Origin of the sequence: Denitratisoma sp. DHT3 (assembly GCF_007833355.1) — a bacterium.
GTDB lineage: Bacteria > Pseudomonadota > Gammaproteobacteria > Burkholderiales > Rhodocyclaceae > Denitratisoma.
Genome location: NZ_CP020914.1, coordinates 1,706,763 through 1,726,123, shown reverse-complemented (window position 1 = coordinate 1,726,123; position 19,361 = coordinate 1,706,763). Strand labels below are relative to the sequence as shown.

At 66.3% G+C, this 19,361-nt stretch carries 18 protein-coding genes and 1 tRNA gene; 11 read left to right on the top strand and 8 right to left on the bottom strand.

Annotation, left to right across the window (positions count from 1 at the left end):
* Positions 1 to 4 precede the first annotated feature (4 nt).
* The 11 genes from B9N43_RS07935 (at position 5) to B9N43_RS07885 (ending at position 9,844) form a co-directional block, all read left to right on the top strand.
* Positions 5 to 676 (top strand): YfgM family protein, encoded by a 672-nt coding sequence (locus tag B9N43_RS07935; protein WP_145841741.1) that lies wholly within the window; start codon positions 5 to 7, stop codon positions 674 to 676.
* Positions 673 to 1,824: an outer membrane protein assembly factor BamB gene (bamB, locus tag B9N43_RS07930; protein ID WP_145841740.1), complete on the top strand. Its 1,152-nt coding sequence runs from the start codon at positions 673 to 675 to the stop codon at positions 1,822 to 1,824. The genes B9N43_RS07935 and bamB overlap by 4 nt, the downstream gene beginning before the upstream one ends.
* A gap of 5 nt (positions 1,825 to 1,829) precedes the next feature.
* Positions 1,830 to 3,152, top strand: a complete 1,323-nt coding sequence (der, locus tag B9N43_RS07925; protein WP_145841739.1) for a ribosome biogenesis GTPase Der — start codon at positions 1,830 to 1,832, stop codon at positions 3,150 to 3,152.
* 84 nt (positions 3,153 to 3,236) lie between these two features.
* Entirely contained in the window at positions 3,237 to 3,470 is a 234-nt protein-coding gene (gene hfq / locus B9N43_RS07920; protein ID WP_145843495.1) for an RNA chaperone Hfq, read from the top strand.
* Between the two features lie 45 nt (positions 3,471 to 3,515).
* Positions 3,516 to 4,655 (top strand): GTPase HflX, encoded by a 1,140-nt coding sequence (gene hflX / locus B9N43_RS07915; protein WP_145841738.1) that lies wholly within the window; start codon positions 3,516 to 3,518, stop codon positions 4,653 to 4,655.
* A 67-nt stretch (positions 4,656 to 4,722) separates the two neighbouring features.
* Positions 4,723 to 6,003 carry an FtsH protease activity modulator HflK gene (hflK, locus tag B9N43_RS07910; RefSeq protein WP_145841737.1) on the top strand — a complete coding sequence of 427 codons (1,281 nt, stop codon included), beginning with the start codon at positions 4,723 to 4,725 and terminating at the stop codon, positions 6,001 to 6,003.
* Positions 6,003 to 6,881 (top strand): protease modulator HflC, encoded by an 879-nt coding sequence (hflC, locus tag B9N43_RS07905; protein ID WP_145841736.1) that lies wholly within the window; start codon positions 6,003 to 6,005, stop codon positions 6,879 to 6,881. The genes hflK and hflC overlap by 1 nt, the downstream gene beginning before the upstream one ends.
* A gap of 10 nt (positions 6,882 to 6,891) precedes the next feature.
* On the top strand, positions 6,892 to 7,077 hold the full coding sequence (locus B9N43_RS07900; RefSeq protein WP_145841735.1) for a DUF2065 domain-containing protein: 186 nt from the start codon (positions 6,892 to 6,894) through the stop codon (positions 7,075 to 7,077).
* Positions 7,077 to 8,240, top strand: a complete 1,164-nt coding sequence (locus tag B9N43_RS07895; RefSeq protein ID WP_145841734.1) for an ATP phosphoribosyltransferase regulatory subunit — start codon at positions 7,077 to 7,079, stop codon at positions 8,238 to 8,240. Before B9N43_RS07900 ends, B9N43_RS07895 begins: the two co-directional genes overlap by 1 nt.
* 2 nt (positions 8,241 to 8,242) lie before the next feature.
* Positions 8,243 to 9,553: an adenylosuccinate synthase gene (locus tag B9N43_RS07890; protein WP_145841733.1), complete on the top strand. Its 1,311-nt coding sequence runs from the start codon at positions 8,243 to 8,245 to the stop codon at positions 9,551 to 9,553.
* Positions 9,554 to 9,767: 214 nt separating this feature from the next.
* Positions 9,768 to 9,844, top strand: a tRNA-Val gene (locus B9N43_RS07885).
* A gap of 188 nt (positions 9,845 to 10,032) precedes the next feature.
* Here B9N43_RS07885 and B9N43_RS07880 read toward each other — a convergent pair.
* The 8 genes from B9N43_RS07880 to B9N43_RS07845 are packed head-to-tail and all read right to left on the bottom strand — an operon-like array spanning position 10,033 to position 19,357.
* A complete protein-coding gene (locus tag B9N43_RS07880; protein WP_145841732.1) occupies positions 10,033 to 10,716 on the bottom strand; it encodes a prepilin-type N-terminal cleavage/methylation domain-containing protein in 684 nt (227 codons plus the stop codon).
* A gap of 37 nt (positions 10,717 to 10,753) precedes the next feature.
* Positions 10,754 to 11,623 (bottom strand): type II secretion system protein, encoded by an 870-nt coding sequence (locus tag B9N43_RS07875; RefSeq protein ID WP_145841731.1) that lies wholly within the window; start codon positions 11,621 to 11,623, stop codon positions 10,754 to 10,756.
* The gene (locus tag B9N43_RS07870) at positions 11,620 to 13,848 is read right to left on the bottom strand and encodes a hypothetical protein (protein WP_145841730.1); all 2,229 of its coding nucleotides are present in this window, start codon (positions 13,846 to 13,848) and stop codon (positions 11,620 to 11,622) included. The genes B9N43_RS07875 and B9N43_RS07870 overlap by 4 nt, the downstream gene beginning before the upstream one ends.
* Positions 13,845 to 14,282, bottom strand: coding sequence for a hypothetical protein (locus tag B9N43_RS07865; RefSeq protein ID WP_145841729.1), 438 nt, complete (start codon positions 14,280 to 14,282; stop codon positions 13,845 to 13,847). The genes B9N43_RS07870 and B9N43_RS07865 overlap by 4 nt, the downstream gene beginning before the upstream one ends.
* Positions 14,279 to 14,899: a hypothetical protein gene (locus B9N43_RS07860; RefSeq protein WP_145841728.1), complete on the bottom strand. Its 621-nt coding sequence runs from the start codon at positions 14,897 to 14,899 to the stop codon at positions 14,279 to 14,281. The genes B9N43_RS07865 and B9N43_RS07860 overlap by 4 nt, the downstream gene beginning before the upstream one ends.
* Entirely contained in the window at positions 14,896 to 16,449 is a 1,554-nt protein-coding gene (locus B9N43_RS07855; protein ID WP_145841727.1) for a hypothetical protein, read from the bottom strand. Before B9N43_RS07855 ends, B9N43_RS07860 begins: the two co-directional genes overlap by 4 nt.
* Entirely contained in the window at positions 16,449 to 17,651 is a 1,203-nt protein-coding gene (locus B9N43_RS07850) for a type II secretion system F family protein (RefSeq protein WP_145841726.1), read from the bottom strand. Before B9N43_RS07850 ends, B9N43_RS07855 begins: the two co-directional genes overlap by 1 nt.
* The gene (locus B9N43_RS07845; protein WP_145841725.1) at positions 17,651 to 19,357 is read right to left on the bottom strand and encodes a GspE/PulE family protein; all 1,707 of its coding nucleotides are present in this window, start codon (positions 19,355 to 19,357) and stop codon (positions 17,651 to 17,653) included. The genes B9N43_RS07850 and B9N43_RS07845 overlap by 1 nt, the downstream gene beginning before the upstream one ends.
* Positions 19,358 to 19,361: the final 4 nt, after the last annotated feature.

Genomic DNA, 19,361 nt, shown 5'->3' with positions numbered 1-19,361 from the left:
AACGATGGCTGTCTACGACCTCGAGGAACAGGAACAACTCGACGAACTGAAAACCTGGTGGAAGCAGCATGGCAACCGGGTGACCACATTGGCCGTGGTGGTGGCGCTGGCCGCCGTCGGCTGGCAGGGCTGGAACTGGTGGCAGCGCAACCAGTCGGCCCAGGCCTCGGCCCTTTACATGGGGCTGGAAAAAGCCGCCGGCGAGCGGGATGCCAAGCGCGCCCGGGAACTGGCCGGTGAATTGATCGACAAGTTCCCGCGCACCGCTTATGCGGGGATGGGCGCTTTGCTGTCGGCGCGGGTGCAGATGGACGGCAGCGATGCCAAGAACGCCAAGCTGCAATTGCAGTGGGCGGCGGAGAACAGCAGGGACGAGGCCTTGCGCGACCTGGCCCGGCTGCGTCTGGTCGCCCTGCTGATCGACGAGAAGGCCTACGATGAGGCATTGAAACAGCTGGCGGTGGAACCGAGCCCTGCTTTCGCACCCCGCTACGCCGAACTGAAAGGCGATGCGCTGGCCGCCCAGGGTAAGCCCGTCGAGGCCCGTGCCGCCTACGATGCGGCATTGTCGCCGTTGGAGAAACAGCCCAGACGCCAGGGCGAGGCCGCTGCGCTGCAGGAGGCTTATCGCGAGATGCTTCAGACCAAGCGCGATTCCCTGGGAGGTGCCAAGTGAAGCCCCTGCGCCTGACGTTGTTGCTGGCCCCGCTGCTGCTGGGAGCGTGCTCGACCATCGAGAAGTACAACCCCTTTTCTTCCGTCGATGCCCGTACCCGGCCGGCGGAGCTGGTCGCCATCGACCCGGTCACGGCAAAACTGGTGCCGCTGTGGCGCGCCTCGGTCGGCAGCGCCCGGGACTATGTGCTGAGCCCGGCGGTGGTGGGCACCAGCGTTTACGCCGCCGCGCAGGACGGCACCCTGGCCCGCTTCGACCAGGGCAAGGAACGCTGGCGGATTTCCCTCAAACAGACGCTCTCCGGCGGCGTCGGCGCCGACGGCAAGCTGGTGGCGGTGGGCACGCCCAAGGGCGAAGTGCTGACCTTCGACGCCGACACCGGCGCCGCCAAGTGGCAGGCCCGGGTCAGTTCCGAAGTGCTGGCCGCGCCCGTGGTGACCGAGGGCGCCGTGGTCGTGCGCAGCGGCGACTCCCACATCACCGCTCTGGAGGCGGCCGACGGCAAGCGGCGCTGGGTCTATCAGCGCGCCACGCCTTCGCTCAGCCTGCGCTCCGGCGTCGGCGTGCTGGCGGTGCCGGGCGGCGTCCTGGCCGGCTTTCCCGGCGGCAAGGTGGCGGCCATCGCCCTCAACAACGGCGCCGTGGCCTGGGAGACCGTGGTCACCACGCCCAAGGGCTCCACCGAACTGGAACGCATGGCCGACATCACCAGCCTGCCCCAGATCAACGACCGCGAGGCCTGCGCGGCGGCCTTCCAGGGGCGGGTGGCGTGCTTCGATACGGCCGGCGGCAATACCGTCTGGTCGCGCGACATTTCCTCCCTCAACGGCCTGGACATGGACGGCCGGGCCGTCTATGTCAGCGACGAGAAGGGCGCGGTGCAGGCCTATGACCGCAACAGCGGCTCCAGTCTATGGCGCCAGGCCAAGCTGACCAATCGTCAGCCATCGCGGCCCCTGGTGGTCGGCGGCTACGTGGCGGTGGGCGACGTGCAGGGATGGGTGCATCTGTTGCGGCGCGACGACGGCGCCTTCGCCAATCGCATCGCCACCGACGGCAGCGCCATCGCGGCGGCGCCGATGGCGCTGGGCAGCGGTCTGCTGGTACAGACGCGGGATGGCGGGCTGTTCGCGTTCGGAGTCGAGTAAACAAAATGGATCCCATCCTGGTGCTGGTCGGCCGGCCCAATGTCGGCAAGAGCACTCTGTTCAACCGCCTCACCCGTTCCCGCGATGCCCTGGTGGCGGACCTGCCGGGTCTGACCCGGGACCGTCATTACGGCCACGGCCGGGTCGGCGCGCGATCCTTCCTGGTGGTCGATACCGGCGGTTTCGAGCCGCAGGCCAAGGAGGGGATCGTCCAGGAAATGGCCCGCCAGGCCGAGGCGGCGATCGCGGAAGCGGACGCGCTGCTGTTCATCGTCGATGGTCGCGCGGGCCTCACGCCGCAGGACAAGGTGATCGCCGATCGGCTGCGGCGCAGCGGTCGCCCGCTGCACTTGGTGGTGAACAAGGCCGAGGGCATGAACCGGGCCATCGTTGCCGCCGAGTTCCATGAACTGGGCTTCGGCGATCCGCTGGTGATTTCCGCCGCCCATGGCGACGGGGTCAAGGAACTGGTGGATTTGGCCCTGGAGCCGTTCCCGCCCGACGAGGCCGCCGAGGACCGGCTGGAGGGGCCGCGGGTCGCCATCGCCGGCCGCCCCAATGTCGGCAAGAGCACGCTGATCAACACCCTGCTGGGCGAGGACCGGGTGATCGCCTTCGACATGCCCGGCACCACCCGGGACGCGATCGAGGTTCCGTTCGAACGCAACGGCCGCCATTACACCTTGATCGACACCGCCGGCCTGCGCCGCAAGGGGCGGGTATTCGAGGCGGTGGAGAAGTTCTCGGTGATCAAGACCCTGAAGGCCGTCGAGGAGTCCAACGTGGTGGTGTTGATGCTCGACGCCAGCCAGGATGTCTCCGACCAGGACGCCCATATCGCCGGTTTCTGCATCGAGGCGGGCCGCGCCCTGGTGCTGGCGATCAACAAATGGGACGCGGTGGACCATTACCGGCGCGAACGCATCAAGCAGGACGTGGCGCGCAAGCTGAACTTCCTGGGGTTTGCCCGGGTACATTACATCTCCGCCTTGGAGGGGCAAGGCATCGGCGGCGTGCTGTCGTCGGTGGACAAGGCTTACGCCGCCGCTATGATCAAACTGCCGACGCCAAAATTGAGCCGGGCGCTGATCGCGGCGGTGGAAAAGCAGGCGCCGCCCCGTCACGGCGTGTTTCGTCCCAAGTTGCGCTATGCCCACCAAGGCGGCAGCAATCCGCCCATCATCGTGATCCATGGCAACGCTTTGGAGCATGTGCCGGACTCCTATACCCGCTATCTGGAGCGCGCATTCATGGAAACCTTCAAGCTCCAGGGCACGCCGTTGCGGATCCAGTACAAGACCACGAGCAACCCCTACGCCGAAAAGTGAGGGAAAGCCGCTCTCCATGCAGGCTGGCACGCCATGGGGAAATCGATTAAAGTGCCGATTCAAAAATTAGAACAGGGGTTCCCCATGAGCAATAAAGGGCAAATGTTACAAGACCCGTTCCTGAATACGCTGCGTCGCGAGCATATTCCGGTGTCCATCTACCTTGTCAATGGCATCAAGCTGCAGGGTCAGGTCGAGTCCTTCGACCAGTACGTGGTGCTGCTCAAAAACACCGTGACCCAGATGGTGTACAAGCACGCCATTTCCACCGTGGTGCCGGCGCGCCCCGTCAATTTCAGCCAAGACGCCGGCGATTGATGCGCGACTCGCCCGGTAGGGCGCGGCCCTTCCCATCCTTGGCTGATGTTTGACCGTCCCGCTGCCACTGCCGCTTCCGCGGCGGGGGCGATCCTGGTCCAGCTCGATTTCGGCGCCGGCGATTATGGCGAGCGCCTCGATGAGCTGGAGTTGTTGGTCACCAGCGCCGGCGCCACGCCGCTGGCCGTGGTGGGCGGGAAGCGGGACAGCCCCGATCCCGCGACTTTCGCCGGCAAGGGCAAAGTGGTGGAAATCGGCGAGACGGCCCGGCTCCATGGCGCCGACCTCGTCATCTTCAATCACGAGCTGTCGCCGGGACAGCAGCGCAACCTGGAAAAAAACCTGCAACTCCGGGTGGTGGACCGCACCAGCCTGATCCTGGACATTTTCGCACTGCGCGCGAAGAGCCATGAAGGCAAGCTGCAGGTGGAACTGGCCCAGCTCCAGCATTTGGCGACCCGTCTGGTCCGGGGCTGGACCCACCTGGAGCGGCAGAAGGGCGGCATCGGCCTGCGCGGTCCCGGCGAGAAGCAGCTGGAAACCGACCGCCGCCTGCTGGGCAAGCGGGTGGCCCTGCTCAAGGAGCGTTTGCGCCTGCATGAGCGTCAGCGCGCGGTGCGCCGCCGCGCTCGCAACCGCAACGAGGTGTTGTCGATATCCCTGGTGGGTTACACCAATGCCGGCAAGAGCACTCTGTTCAATGCCTTGACCAAGGCCGGCGCCTACGCCGCGGACCAGCTGTTCGCCACCCTGGACACCACTTCGCGCCGTCTGTATGTGGAAGGGGCGGGGCAGATCGTCATTTCCGATACGGTCGGCTTCATCCGCGACCTGCCGCACTCGCTGGTCGCGGCATTCCATGCGACGCTCGAAGAAACGGCGATGGCCGACCTGCTGCTGCACGTGGTGGACTCCGCCAGCCCCGACCGGGACCAGCAGATGGCGGCGGTCGCCGCCGTGCTGGAGGAAATCGGCGCCGGCGATGTGCCGCAGATCGTGATCTGGAACAAGATCGATCTGACCGCCGCCGAGCCGGGCATCGATCGGGGCGACGGTGATGACCATGGTAAAATCATCCGCATTCGTTGCAGCGCCAGGACCGGCCTCGGCCTGGAGTTGGTGCGCGAGGCTTTGGCCGAAATAGCGCGGGAGCGCATTGAACTGGCTAAAGTAGAGATTGTCTGATCGATTTCACTGATTCCCCTCCTGATATCAATTAACCCGGAAGCTTATCGTGATTGCCGGAATACTCATGTCTTTGAACGACCACGGCTGGGGTAACAAGCCCGATGGCGACAGCAAGGGGAAGCGGGACCAGCAGGGCCCTCCCGACCTCGAGGAGTTGTGGCGCGACTTCAATCGTCGCCTTTCCGGAATGCTGGGTGGAAAAGGGGGCAATGGCGGCGGCGGTTTCAGCGGCGGCGAAATGCCGTCATTGACGCCGCGCCAGTTCGGCGGCGGCATCGGCCTGCTGCTCGGGCTGGTCGTGATCTTGTGGATCGCCAGCGGCTTCTACATCGTCGATGCCAGCCAGCGCGGCGTGGTGCTGCAATTCGGCCGCTATCAGGAAACCACCGATCCCGGCCTGCGCTGGCGCCTGCCCTGGCCCATCCAGAGCCATGAGGTGGTGAACCTGTCCGGCGTGCGCACCGTGGAGGTGGGCTACCGTGGCTCGGAGAAGAACAAGGTGCTGAAGGAGGCCCTGATGCTGACCGATGACGAGAACATCGTCAGCGTCCAGTTCGCCGTGCAGTATCTGTTGAAGAATCCGAAAGACTACCTTTTCAAGAATCGCTTTCCGGACGAGGCCGTGACCCAGGCGGCGGAGACGGCGATCCGCGAGGTGGTGGGCAAGAGTCGGATGGACTTCGTGCTCTACGAAGGACGCGACGTGATCGCCGCCAACACCACCAAACTGATGCAGGAAATCCTCGATCGCTACGAGACCGGCGTTCAGATCCGGACTGTGACGATGCAGAGCACCCAGCCGCCGGAACAGGTGCAGGCCGCCTTCGATGACGCGGTGAAGGCCGGACAGGATCGCGAGCGGCAGAAGAACGAGGGCCAGGCCTACGCCAACGACGTGATCCCCCGCGCCCAGGGCTCCGCCGCCCGCCTGATCGAGGAGGCCAACGGCTACAAGGGGCGGATCGTCGCCACCGCCGAGGGCGATGCTTCCCGCTTCAAGCAGATCCTCGGCGAATACGCCAAATACCCGGAGGTCACGCGTCAGCGCATGTACCTGGAAACGCTGCAACAGATCTACAGCAACACCAGCAAGGTGATGGTCGATGCCAAGGGGCAGGGCAACCTGCTCTACCTGCCGCTGGACAAGCTGATGCAGGCGGCTGGAGCGGGCGTTGCCGCGGCTTCGCCGACGGCGGCCACCGAAGCGCCCGCCGCGTCCCATGCGCCGACGGCGCCCATCTCCAACGAGGTGCCGCCGCAACTGGAAAAGACGCCGCCCATGGGGCGGGGGGGAGATTATCGTTCGCGGGACTCCCTGAGTTCGCGTGAGAGGGGGAGCCGCTGATGCAGCGCCAATTGTCATTGATCGCGGCTGGCGTGGTCGCCCTGCTGCTGCTGTTCGCCACCACGGTATTCACCGTGGATCAGCGCCAGTACGCCCTGGTGTTCCAGCTGGGGGAAGTCAAGGATGTGATCACCGAGCCGGGGCTGACCTTCAAGTGGCCCCTGGTGCAGAACGTACGTTTCTTCGACAAGCGCATTCTGACCCTCGATACGGTGGAGCCGGAGCGATTCCTGACGGCGGAGAAAAAGCCGGTGCTGGTGGACTCCTACGTCAAGTGGCGCATCCACGACGTGAAGCAGTACTACGTCTCCGTCGGCGGCGACGAGCAGGTGGCGCGCACGCGCCTTTCGCAGACGGTGAATTCCGGGCTGCGCGAGGAATTCGGTCGTCGCACCGTGCATGACGTGGTCTCCGGCGAGCGCGAAAAGATCATGGCGGAGGTACAGCGCAAGGCCGACGCCGACGCCCGCACCATCGGCGTGCAGATCGTCGACGTGCGCCTGAAGCGGGTGGATTTCCCGCCCGAGGTTTCCGAATCGGTCTATCGCCGCATGGAGACCGAGCGCAAGCGCGTGGCCAACGAACTGCGCTCCCAGGGCGGCGCCGAGGCCGAGAAGATCAAGGCCGATGCCGACCGGCAGCGGGAAGTCATCGTCGCCGAGGCCTACCGGGATGCGCAGAAGGTCAAGGGCGAGGGCGACGCCAAGGCGGCGGCCATCTATGGCGAGGCCATGGGCCGCAATCCCGAGTTCTATGCCTTCTACCGCAGCATGGAAGCCTACCGGGCCAGCTTCCGCAACAAGAGCGACGTGCTGGTGGTGGAACCCAATTCCGACTTTTTCAAATACCTGAAAAACGCCGGCCGGGGCGGCAAGTAAAGCGATCGCGATGGGGTCCTCTCTGCTGCTGGCCTTTGCGCTGATGTTGGTGATCGAGGGACTGATGCCCTTTCTCGCACCCCGCGTGTGGCGGGAGACCTTTCGGCGGGTGACTGAGTTCAGCGATGGACAGATTCGTTTTATCGGCTTGTCGTCGATGCTGGTGGGCCTGGTTCTGATGATGGTGGTGAAGTAATGCGTTGGTTATTGCCCGAAGCGATCGAAGACATCCTGCCGCAGGAAGCCGCCCGGGTCGAATCGTTGCGTCGTCGTCTGCTGGACGCGTTCGGCCGCCATGGCTATCAGTTCGTGATGCCGCCGATGCTGGAGTATGTGGAGTCGCTGCTGACCGGCAGCGGCCGCGACCTGGATCTGCGCACGTTCAAACTGGTGGATCAGGCCTCCGGCCGGACCATGGGCGTCCGCGCCGACATCACGCCGCAGGTGGCGCGGATCGACGCCCACCTGCTCAACCGGCGCGGTGTCACCCGCCTGTGCTACAGCGGCAGCGTGCTCCATACCCTGCCGGCCGGCTTCCACGCCACGCGAGAACCGCTGCAGATCGGCGCCGAACTGTACGGTCACGCCGGGCTGGAGGCCGATATTGAAGTCATCCGCCTGCTGGCCGACACCTTGCGCCTGGCCGGTCTGTCCACTTCCCGCATCGACCTCGGGCATGTGGGCCTGTTCCGGGTCCTGGCTGCGGAAGCGCAGCTGCGGGACGATCAGGAAGAGGATGTCTTTGCCGCGCTCCAGGCCAAGGATCTGCCCACCCTGCGCGAGATTCTGGCCGCCGTGCCGGAACCGGCGCGGCAAGCGCTGCTGGCGCTGCCCGACCTGTATGGCGGGCCGGCAGTGTTGGCGCGCGCGCGCCAGGTGCTGCCGTCCAGCGTCGCGCCGCAACTGGACGAATTGCAGCGGTTGAGCGATGCCCTGGCCGACCTGCCGGTGAGTTTCGACCTGGCCGACCTGCGCGGTTACCACTATCACAACGGCGTGGTGTTCGCCGCCTACTGCGAAGGCAGCCCCGTGGCATTGGCGCTGGGTGGGCGCTACGACAAGGCCGGCGCCGCCTACGGGCGGGCACGGCCGGCGACCGGATTCTCGATGGACTTGCGCGAACTGGTCCGGCTCGGCCCCAAGCCAGCCGCAAAGGGGGCGATCCTCGCACCCTGGCGCCGGGCGACGGATGCGGCCGATTCCGGCTTGAGCGCCAGGATCGACAGCCTGCGGGCCGCGGGCGAAACCGTAGTGGTCGCGCTGCCCGGTCATGAGGGGAGTTGGACCGAAGCGGGTTGCGATCGCCGGTTGGTGGAGCAGAGCGGTCAATGGATCATCGAAGCACTGAAGGAAGCTTGAAAATGGCGAAGAATGTAGTCGTGGTCGGTACCCAGTGGGGCGACGAAGGCAAAGGCAAGATCGTCGACTGGCTCACGGACCACGCGCAGGGTGTGGTGCGTTTTCAGGGGGGGCACAATGCCGGCCACACCCTGGTGATCGGCGGCAAGAAAACGGTACTGCATCTGGTGCCTTCGGGCATCCTGCGGGATGGCGTGGTGTGCTACATCGGCAACGGCGTGGTGCTTTCCCCCGACGCCCTGGTCAAGGAACTGGACGAACTGAAAGCCGTCGGCATCGACGCCGAGGCGCGCATCCGCATCTCCGAGGCCTGCCCCCTGATCCTGCCCTATCACCAGGCGATCGACCTTGCCCGCGAGGCGGCCAAGGGCGCCGGCAAGATCGGCACCACCGGGCGCGGCATCGGCCCGGCCTACGAGGACAAGGTGGCGCGGCGCGCGATCCGTCTGCAGGACTTGGCCAAGCCCAAGCGGTTCGCCGAACTGCTGGCGGAACTGCTGGACTACCACAACTTCATGCTGAAGAACTTCCACGGCGCCGCGACCGTGGATTTCCAGAAGACCCTGGACGATGCGCTGGCCCTGGCGCCGCGCCTGACGGCGATGATCGCCGACGTGCCGCGCGCGCTCTACGACGCCCACAATGCCGGCAGCAACCTGCTGTTCGAGGGCGCCCAGGGCACGCTGCTGGACATCGACCACGGCACCTATCCCTTCGTCACCTCCAGCAACTGCGTCGCCGGCGCGGCCGCGGCGGGCGCCGGTGTCGGGCCGGGGATGCTGCACTACGTACTGGGCATCACCAAGGCCTACACCACGCGGGTCGGCAGCGGCCCTTTCCCGACCGAACTCTACGACGCGGTGGACAAGCTCGACCCGGTGGGCAAGCACCTGGCCACCAAGGGCCACGAATTCGGCGCCACCACCGGCCGCGCGCGGCGTTGCGGCTGGTTCGACGCCGCCGCCCTGAAACGCTCGATCCAGATCAACGGCGTGTCGGGCCTGTGCGTGACCAAGCTGGACGTGCTCGACGGCGTCGAGGAACTGAAGATCTGCACCGGCTACCGCATCAATGGCGCGATGTCCGATATCCTGCCGGTGGGTGCGGACGATCTGGCGAGCTGCGAGCCCATCTACGAAATCTTGCCGGGCTGGAAGGAAAGCACCGTCGGCGTGAAGATTCTGGAAGAGCTGCCCGCCAATGCCAGGGCTTACATCCGGCGCATGGAAGAAATCTGCGCCGTGCCGGTGGACATGATCTCCACCGGGCCGGATCGGGAAGAGACCATCGTTCTGCGACACCCGTTCAAGTGAGCCGACGCGGCGCGTCCTCGGGACAGGGCGCGCCGTTCGAACCAGAAAAACTCGACGCTGCTGGTCCGGTGCTGCAACGGCCCGGACAAGCGGGCATCACGATATCCGCGGGGTCACGCGGATTCATTCGACGCCTGCAAACCGCCCGCGCTAAGAATCAAAGAATTCTTTGACAGTATCGGCATTTCAAGTACAATTCGCGCCTTGATTTTGCAGGCGCGTAGCTCAGCTGGTTAGAGCACCACCTTGACATGGTGGGGGTCGTTGGTTCGAGTCCAATCGCGCCTACCAATTTTCTGCAGAACTCAGATAGTTGCAGCATCCGAAAAAGCCGCCGAGTGCGGCTTTTTCTCTTTTTCTTTTGGTGAGCCCGGCAGGGCGCACTTCGCATGAACCGCTGGCTGATCGACTGGCCGAGCCGGACTTTCTATGACGGCGCGGTCGATCCGCGCCGCGTCACGCTTGCCCGACAGCGGATGTCAAAGGCTCTTGCATAACAGATACTGGTTGTTGCCGGTCTCGGCATAGGCATCGTTCGCCGCCGGTGCCGCGTTGGCGGCGCTGTCCTCGGCGGGGTTGGGGGCGGTTTGGAGTTTGGCCCGCACCTGTCCGGTCAGTGCGTTGCCGTCGTCCATGGCGTTGTCCACCGCGATGGCGATCTTGTCGGGCAGGTTGGAAACGCAGACGATATTGCCGTTGAACCCCATGCCGCGGGTCTGTACGCCGATCACTCCGTCGGCGGCGTTGGCGGGCGGGGTGCCGCTGCCCGCGCCGGCGGTCGCTCCGGGAATGAATCCGGCCAAGCGCAGATGCTGCCAGAACAGCAAGGTTTCCTGAGCCGCGGCGGGTGCGCCCGCCGCGAGGTCGGCGTAGCTGCCGTCGAGCTGGCCGTCGCCGGGGTTGGTCGCCACCAGGGTCAACGCGGTACCTGCCTCGTCTCGCCAGCGTGCCGCGGCGCCGGGATCGTCGCCGGGCAGCGCGCGATAGCGGTCCCGGTAGCTCTGGATTGCCGCGGTGACGCCATTGAGGTCGTTGATCACGTTCCTGATCCTGGCCTGGGTGACCAGCTCCTGCCCCTTCAGCACGCCTCCCAGAAGAAGGCCGATGATGACCAGGACGATGGCGATTTCGACCAAGGTGAATCCGTTGGACTTGTGCGACATGTCGAGTCTCCTCTGTGGCAATGGATGAAAGGTGGAATCAAGGCAGACGGCCGGCGGCGAGCATGCGGTTGAACAGCACATGGGGCGACAGCCAGGCGACGATGTCATCGAATTCGCAGGCGGGGCGGGCCTCGTCATCGTCGTCGCAGCCGCTGGCCGTGGCGGCCGGGACGGTGCGGGCGATCTTGATGGCGCCCGTGACGGCATTGACGGCTTCGTCGCGGTTTTGCGGCGGTGGCGCGGGCATCGCGAGGATACCGTCGGCGCCGATGCCGCCATGACGGTTCTTGCCGTGGGATACGATCACGGCGGGGAGATTGGTGGCCAGGTTGATCAATGCCTTCGATTCCCTTGTACTGCCGGTGGCCGGGTCGTCGCCACGGGTCTTGACGGTAATGTCGCCGTTGGCCGACAGACCGATGCCGCTGCTGCTGACGACCGACCCCGAGCCGCAGGCGCCGCTGTACACGACGGTGCTGGTGGCCAGGAAGTCGGAGCTGACGCGGTAGCGGAAACGGCTGCCCCAACTGTCGGCGGCCTTCAGACCCAGCGTGGCGAAGGGAAAGCCGCCTTCGCAGGCCGTGCCGGTGCAGCTTCCCGCGGTGCGGGTGCATAGACCGCTGGTGGGAAAGTTGGCGGCATCGGTGACCGTGGCGGCGCAGTTTTCCAGACCGTCCAGATCGGTGTCGGGGCAGGGCAGTCGGCCATGGACCAGGGCAAAGCCGATCAGGCTTTCGATCATGGTGTCCATCGTGGTCGCGGTTTCACGCGTGGCGCGGAGATCCTGCTGGAGGCTCAACGGCAGCAGCAGACCGCCGAGCAGCAGGCCGACGATGGTCAGCGCCACCGCCAGTTCGACGAGGGTAAAGCCGCGGCGAGGATCGGAGTGGCTGGGCGGCGGGTTCATTGGCTGTACAGCAGAAAATCGGAAATGACGACGGATTGCTTGCCGCTGTCGTTGGCGGCATTCTGTGCGTTGGTGAAGCCGACGATCACTTGCGCCAGGGCTTCGCCGATGGTTGGAATGTCATCCACCGGGATGTCGATCTGTTCGATGCTCTTTCGTTGCCAGCAGAGGTCGTCGAGATCCAGTGCCAGATTGCGGAAGTCGCCGGTGCCGCAGGTGGGGGTGTAGCTGGCGGTGGCGGCGGACATGCCGAACACCGTCGCCACGTAGCCGCGCAGGGTCAGGCGGCTGTGTGCGGGTTCGGCGGTGTGTTGTTTGATGACGTCCAGTCGGACATGGATGTCGGTGTTGAGCGGCAGCGTGCCGCCGTAGGGCAGATGGGTGTCGGAGCTTTTGACGGTGGCGATGCCCGGTGGCTTGGCATTCAGGTCGCGAGGGTTCAAGGGTTCGGCGCCGCTGCCCGCACTGCCGGCGTTGTGCGTGTTGTCGTCGTCGTTGTCGGCCGCGCCGCCCCAGTACACGAAGGCCATGTGCTGGCTCGATGGATCGTTGTTGGCGGAGCTGGAGCGGGTGTCGATTTCGAGCCCGAGCTTGGGCGGGGCGATGCCTGGTCCGGCATAGCCCAGATGGGCGCCGTTGGCGTCTCCGCAAAGCGCGCCGGCAAGGTTGTTTCTGGCGGCATCCGCCACGGCGAGCACGAAGCCCTCGCCGGCATCCAGGATGCGAAAGCGGAAATAGACGCGCAGCGTGCTGCGAAAGGGCAATGCCGCCGGATACCAGATGCAGCCGCTGCCGTTCGCGGTGGCGGCTGCGTTGCCCAGGGTGATCGTCGCGGCCGCGACCTGGATCGCGGCTTCCGGTCGGATGCTGGACGTCGTCCGGGCGGTGAAGTTGCCGATGTCCTTGGCGAAGGACACGAAGCTGCCGGGCACGAGACAGCGCCCGACGTCGGCGGCGGGGGTCGTCGTCGAGTAGCGGCTGGCGCCGGCGTAGCGGTTGGTCGCCGCCGACAGCAGCGGCAGCGCGCCCTCGGTTTCAAAGTAATTGGCCAGGTAGGCGCTGCGGCCGGTGGATGCGGCCGGCGGCTTCTGGCGGCTGGTGCGCGGTGCGCCGTCCGGGGCGCGGCCGGCGAAGAGCAGCGCGCCACGGCAATCCTCGCCAGCGACATGCAGGCAAGGCGTCGTCAGCCGCAGGTCGCCGCATACGGCGTAGCGGAACTGGTCGCGCCAATTGTCCCAATAGGCGGCATAGCCGGCGTCCGGCATCTCCGCCGATGCAGGCGGGTCGCCGATCCATTTTCCGGGAAACTGCGCATAGTCCTCGAGACGGGCGGGGAGCGCGCTCGTGGGGACGCCGTTGGTTCCGGTGACGCTGCCCAGGTCGGCGCCGATCCGCGCCTCGGCGGCCTTCTGTGCCATGTCGATCAGGACGTTGAGCTGGCCGGGCGGCGCGGCGTCCAGGGGATTGCCGAAATCCCGGCGGCGCGTGACGGAGGTGAAGATTTCGCGCGGACTGAGCGGCAGGAGCCGGAGCGGACGGGGCGGACTTTCATCGGTTTCCTGCCGCAGGCGCAGGGTACTGCCCTCGACGGCGCAGATGTCGTGGAAGGCGGCGAGGTTGCCGCAGGCGCTGGCATTGCCGGCCGCCGGCGTGGGCGGCAGCCGTTCCCCCGTCGCCAGGATCACGGCCGCTGCACCGCCGTCGCTGTCATCCGGCGTGGCGATGATGTTGGGCGAGGACGTGGCCGGGAAGGCGGCGGCGGGACCGGTGACGGCGATTGCGCCCTGGGTGTCCCAGTTCATCGGCGCAGCCGGTGGATTGTTCTTGAAGCTGCCGGACACGATGTACCACAGGCGGCCACCGGCCTCGTCTACCGGCTCCGGCAGGCGCAGGGTCTTGTAGGGCAGGAGGCCGGCGACCGTTTCGTTCTGCTTGCCGCAGCTGCCTTCGGCATAGCCATCGTCGTTCAGGTCCGGACAGGGCAGGTAGCCGAAGACCTGCTCCGGGTGCTGATCCCGATAGGTGGCCGCGTAGCCGATCAATGCCGTTTTGGCCATGGACAGGGCGCGCTGGACGCTGTCGCCCTGCGCCAGGCGCAGGCGGACGAGGGGCACGGTCTCGACCGCGAGATAGAGCGCCGCCAGGGAGAGCAGCGTCAAGAGCAGGATCAGGGCGAAGCCCCGTGTGGCGGGCGCTTTCCCGGCAGCTCGAGGCATCCGTTTCATGGCATGTTCCGGGAGTGGATGCGTAGCGACCGTTCCGGGATCAGGGGCTGTCTTTCGCCGCTGGCGCTGTCGATGGATTCGCCCACCCTGACCATGACCGGCGTCCTGGTGTCGTCCTTGATCAGCGCGGCCGCATGGGAACGGTCGGGAAAGCGGATCTCGACGCCCGGCGGCGCGGCTTCGTCATGCCGCAGGCGGCCGTTGATCCAGAAACTCTTGCGGCCGCTACTGCGTCGAACGATGCCTTCCAGCCTCAGCCTGTCCTCCATCGCCGGGCCGTCGCCTGGTCGTTCCAGCGCGATCCGCTGGTGGGGCGTGAAAAACAGGCGTCCCAGCGCTTCGGGTTCCGCTTCGTGTGCGTTGGTCCGACCGCTCTCGCCGCCAGCGGCGGCCAGAGGCAAGGCCAGAAACAGCGCCAGGACCGGTGTTTTCATGAGTCGGCCGGCCCCCGCAGGGTGATCCAGTCCACATCGCAGTCCGCTTGCAGCGAAGGCGCGGCCGCCGTTTCCGCGTCAACCGGGTCGGCACGCTCGACGCGGCAACGGCGAATCCGCACCAGGGCCGAATCGATGCTCATCAGGTCGTCGAGGAACGCCAGGAGTTCGCCTTCGTGCAAGAGCCGCAAGCGCAGCTTCATGGCGCTGATCGAGGTCTGAACGCCGTCGACGCCCGGCGGGGCTCCTGTTTCCTGGAGCAGGCGCGGTGGGGACAGGTGGTATTCGAGACTGATCGGCTGGCGCCGCTGCTGGATACGGGATACCTGCTCGGTCCATTCCAGGCGATGCTCCTGGCCCAGAACACCACGGTCCGACAGGAGGTGGAAGCGGGCGAGATCCTGGCGCCAGCGTCCTGCGCCTTCCCTCAGTCGCGCGACGGCACCGGCGATCCGCTGCAAGGACTGCGTCTGCGTCTGCGCGGCTTGTGCCGCCTGTCTGCTTTCGCGCACCATGAACCCCGCCAATGCCGCGCCGAGTCCGGTGAGCAGCAGGCAGAGCAGAATGTCGCCGCGCAGGGGCCGGAAATCGTCGAATGCGGCGGCGATCCGTTTCATTGCAATCTCCGGCTGATCTCGAAGGTGAGCGGCAGCGCTGTCGCGGCGGGGATGCCGGCACTGGCGGCGTCGCTCCGGAGCGTGCCGCCGGAGTCCGGATCGACAGGCAAGGGCAGGATGCGGATGCCCAATCGAGCATCCCGGCTCACCAGGGTTTTCAAGGCTTCCAGGAGTTGCGTCCGGGCTCGATGGTCGGTCGCCAGTGAAGGTGGCAAGCGGGCTTCCACTCGGACAATCGCGAAAGACGGCGTGGCATTGGCGGGCAGCGGGTCCGTGCCGGGCTCCAGCGTGTCGCTCAGCAGCCAGTCGATCCGTTGCGGCGCGATCTGCGGCAGCCGGTCCAGCACGTGGCTGAGCGGAAGATAAAGATCGCCGGGAGAAGGGGCGCGGTTCGCCAGTGCCTCGTGGCGGTCGATCAAGGCGCGGAGCGCATCGGCCCCGATGGGCAAGGGCGGCAGCGACTCGATCAGCGCCGCATGGTCCTGCCGGGCCGTTTGCAACTGGCGCTGCCGCAGTTCGGCATGCCGGCGCAGATCGTGGATCGCCGATGCCTGCGACAGGGAAAACCCGATCACGCCCGCCGCCAGGGCCGCTTGCCCCAGCCGCAGGCCGCACCGGATCCGGCTCAGCCGGAAGAAGCGCCGTTCCCGCCGCGGTGCGAATTGGGGGCGTTGCCTCTTCGTGGCGAGCAGATGCAGGAACAGCGGCGTACTGTCGGCATCGGCGAGTGTTCCTGTAAATGTTCCCGCAAGTGTTCCATCGAGTCCCGCGTTTCGTGCCGCGGTCGGCAGATCGGCGAGGTTGAGGCGCAATTCCTCCGAGTCCCGGCAGTGGGTGCGGAACGCCTCGACCTGATCCGCGGGGACGAGAATCGTGACCTGCAATGGCGCTTGCCAGTCGAGCATCTCCTGACCGACCAGGTACTGGCGGATTTTGCCGGCCTCGGTCGTGCAGAGGGCCGCCGCCGTCCGCGGTGCCTGGTCGGACAGGAGGGTGAGGCGGGAGAACTGGAACTGTCCGTCGCGGTAGACGCTCTGCCGCAAATCGCTCCGGCCGAACGTCAGCAGCAGGACCGGACCGTCGGGTGGGAGTAGCGTTTCCGCCAGGCGGCGGGTCAGCAGCGCCGTGGAGTGAATGCCGGCGAGCCGGGTCTGCCGCCCGCGCATGGCCGTCAGCCACGGTTCGAACTCGTCCGGGCGGGTGCAGGCCGAGAACAGCATGATCTCGTCGCGTCGCCCCGCTGGCCGCCGTCCCAGCGAAATGACGTTCGTCAGTGCGGTGCCCGGAAAGTAGTGGCTCAGCCGGCGCTCGATCAACGCCTGGCGTTCCCTGCCGCGGAGCGGCGGAATGTCGTCGATCCGGTGGCTTTCCTCCGCCAGATTGACCAGCAATCTGAATGCGGAACGGGTATGGCGGCCCAGATATGACTCGAAAGCCGCGATCCCGGCCGCGTCGCCGGGAAACGCCTGTTCCAACCTTGGCGCGCCTTGACGCCAGCGGTAGGCGCGCATTCCCAATGCATCGAGGTGGAGCAGATGATGACGGAGCATCACATCCGGATCCCGGCGATGGTGTCGTAGATGGGGCCGAGGACGGCCAGCATCACCCATCCCAGCAACAGGCCGATCGCCAGGGTCATCGTCGGCTCGATCATGGCCTGGAACCGTTCGATGGATTCCTTGGCGTCGCGGCTGTAGAAATCGCTGACATGAGCCAGGGCCTTGTCCAGTTCGCCGGTGCTCTCGCCCACCTGCGTCATGCGGATGACCAGCGACGGGAACAGGCCGCTGCTCCGGAAGGCGCTGGTGACGCTGTGGCCTTCGGCGATCATTCCGCCGGCGCGCGCCAGGCCGTCGCGGATGAAGGCATTGCCGACGATGTGCTCCATGGCCCGGATGGCGTCGAGGATCGGGATTCCCGCGGCGTACAGCATGGCGAAGACGCTGGTGAAACGCGCCAGGATGATTTTGCGCAGCACGTCTCCGAACATCGGCAGCGCCAGCTTGAGCCGGTCGACGCGGCGCCTCAGCCGGAGCGCGCGGCGCAGGACGACGGCCGAGGCGAGGGCGCCGCCGAAGGGCAGGCCCAGCAGCAGCGGCCAGTGGTCCATCACCAGGGTCGAGGTGGCGATCAGCAGGCGGGTACTCAGCGGCGGCTGATGTCCCATGCTCTGGATGAAGCCCATCATCCGCGGCACCAGGTAGAGCATCATGAACAGAAAAACGGCGCCGACCACGATGCCGAGAAAGGCGGGATACAGAGTGAGCCGACGCGTCTGCGCGGCCAGTTCGTCCTGCCACTTGAGAGATTCGTGGAGTTTCCTCAGGACGCCCGGCAGGTTGCCCGACATTTCACCGGCCCGGATCAAGCTGACGAATACCGCATCGAAGATGCCGGGGTGCGGCGCCATCGCCTGGGAGAGCGTCTGGCCGCCCTGGATGCTCTCGATCATGCCGGCCACGCTTTCCCGAAGGCGGGCATGCTCCAGGCTGTCGCGCAGCTCCGTCAGGCTCTCGATGAGGGGGATGCCGGCCTGGGTCAGATGTTCCAGGTGAAAGCAGAACTGCGCCAATTCGCGGCGCGAGAGCCGCCTTGCGATGAGCGGCATGGCGTCGTCGAGCGGGTGTCCGCCGAGGAAGTCGAGTCCCAGTTTTCCGATTCTCGTCTCCAGGTCGGCCAGGTTGCCGGCCTCCAGCCTGCCACGCACGATGCGTCCGGCGGCGTCCATGGCGCGGTAGGCGTGAAGCGTCATCAGAGGCGTTCCGTGAGATTGACGGCGCGCCCGACCTCCTCGACGCTGGTGGTGCCGTCGAGCACCCGCCGCCGTCCTTCGTCCGCGAGGGGGCGGAATCCCTTGTCCAGAGCCGCGCCGAGGATGTGCCGTACGGTTGCGCGCTGCGCGATCAGTTCGTCGAGGTCGCCGTCCAGGCGCAGCAGTTCCATGATGGCGACGCGGCCCCGGTAGCCCTGGAGGTCGCAGTGTTCGCACCCCGTCGGGCGGTGGATGAGCACGCCGCGATCGTGCGGGTCGAGTCCCAGAAGCCGCAGTTCCAGGGGCGTTGCGGCATGGGCCTGGCGACAGTGGCGACAGAGGCGGCGCACCAGGCGCTGGCCGATGACGCCGATGATGTTGCCGGCCATGATGTCCGGCAGGATGCCGATGTCCAGCAGGCGCGGGACGGCGCCGATGGCCGAATTGGTGTGCAGCGTGGAATAGACCTGATGGCCGGTCATGGCCGCGCGGAACGCCATTTCCGCGGTGTCCCGGTCGCGGATCTCGCCCACCAGGATGACGTCCGGGTCCTGACGCATCATGGAACGGATGCCGTTGGCGAAGTCCAGGCGGACGGCCTCGGCAATCGAGGTCTGCCGGATCATCGCGGTCGGGTACTCGACCGGATCCTCCAGCGTCATGATGTTGATCCCGCCGTGATTGATGTGGTGGAGCATCGAGTAGAGGGTGGTGGTCTTGCCGCTGCCGGTGGGGCCGGTGACCAGGATCAGCCCTTCGGGGCGGGCGATCATCAGCTTGAGCAGGTCGAGCTGGGGCGGCGCCAGGTCGAGCTGCTCCAGGGCGACGATGCGCTTCTGGCGGTCGAGAACCCGCAGCACGAGGTTTTCGCCATGGATCGTGGGCTGGCTCGCGACGCGGAAGTCGACCGCGTGCCCGCTGACGTTGAGGGCGATGCGTCCGTCCTGCGGCGCGCGGCTCTCCGCGATGTTCATTCCGGCGATCACTTTCAGGCGGACCGCCATCGCGGGCCAGTAGGACTTGTGCAGGACGCGGATCTGCCGCAGGAGGCCGTCGATCCGGTAGCGGATGCGCAGAAATCCCGCTTCGGGCTCGAAATGGATGTCCGACGCCTCCTGTTTCACCGCGTCGGTGAGCAGGGCGTCGATCAGCCGGACGACCGGCTGGCTGTATTCGTCGAGCGAGGCCGCGGCGGGCGAACGGCAGTCGGACTCGCCGGTTTCGAGCTCGTGGAGAATGCCGTCGATGGAGAGTTCATGACCGTAGTAGAGATCGATCGCCTGGAGGATTTCCTGTTCTCCGGCCAGGCGGGCGTCGATCTGCAGCTCGTGATCGACCAGCGCCTTCAGGCTGTCCATGGCCAGGATGTCGTTGGGGTTGGCCATGGCCACGGTGAGCCGCCCCGCAGCGGCGTCCACATCCAGGGGAATCAGATTGCAGCGCTTGGCCAGGGCGCGAGGCACCAGCGCCAGGGCGTCGGCCGAAACGATGGTGCGGGACAGGTCCACGGCTTCCTGTCCGAGAGATCTGCCGATGGCGTCCCGCAGCGTCGCTTCGGAGATGAATCCCAGACGGACCAGGAGCCTTGCAACGGGCTGTCCGCACTGCGCCTGCTCGACCAATGCGATGCGCAGCTGGTCTTCGCTGATCAGCCCCAGGGAGATCAGCATCCGGTCGATGGGTTGGTGGAGGACGGGCGCGTTCATGTTG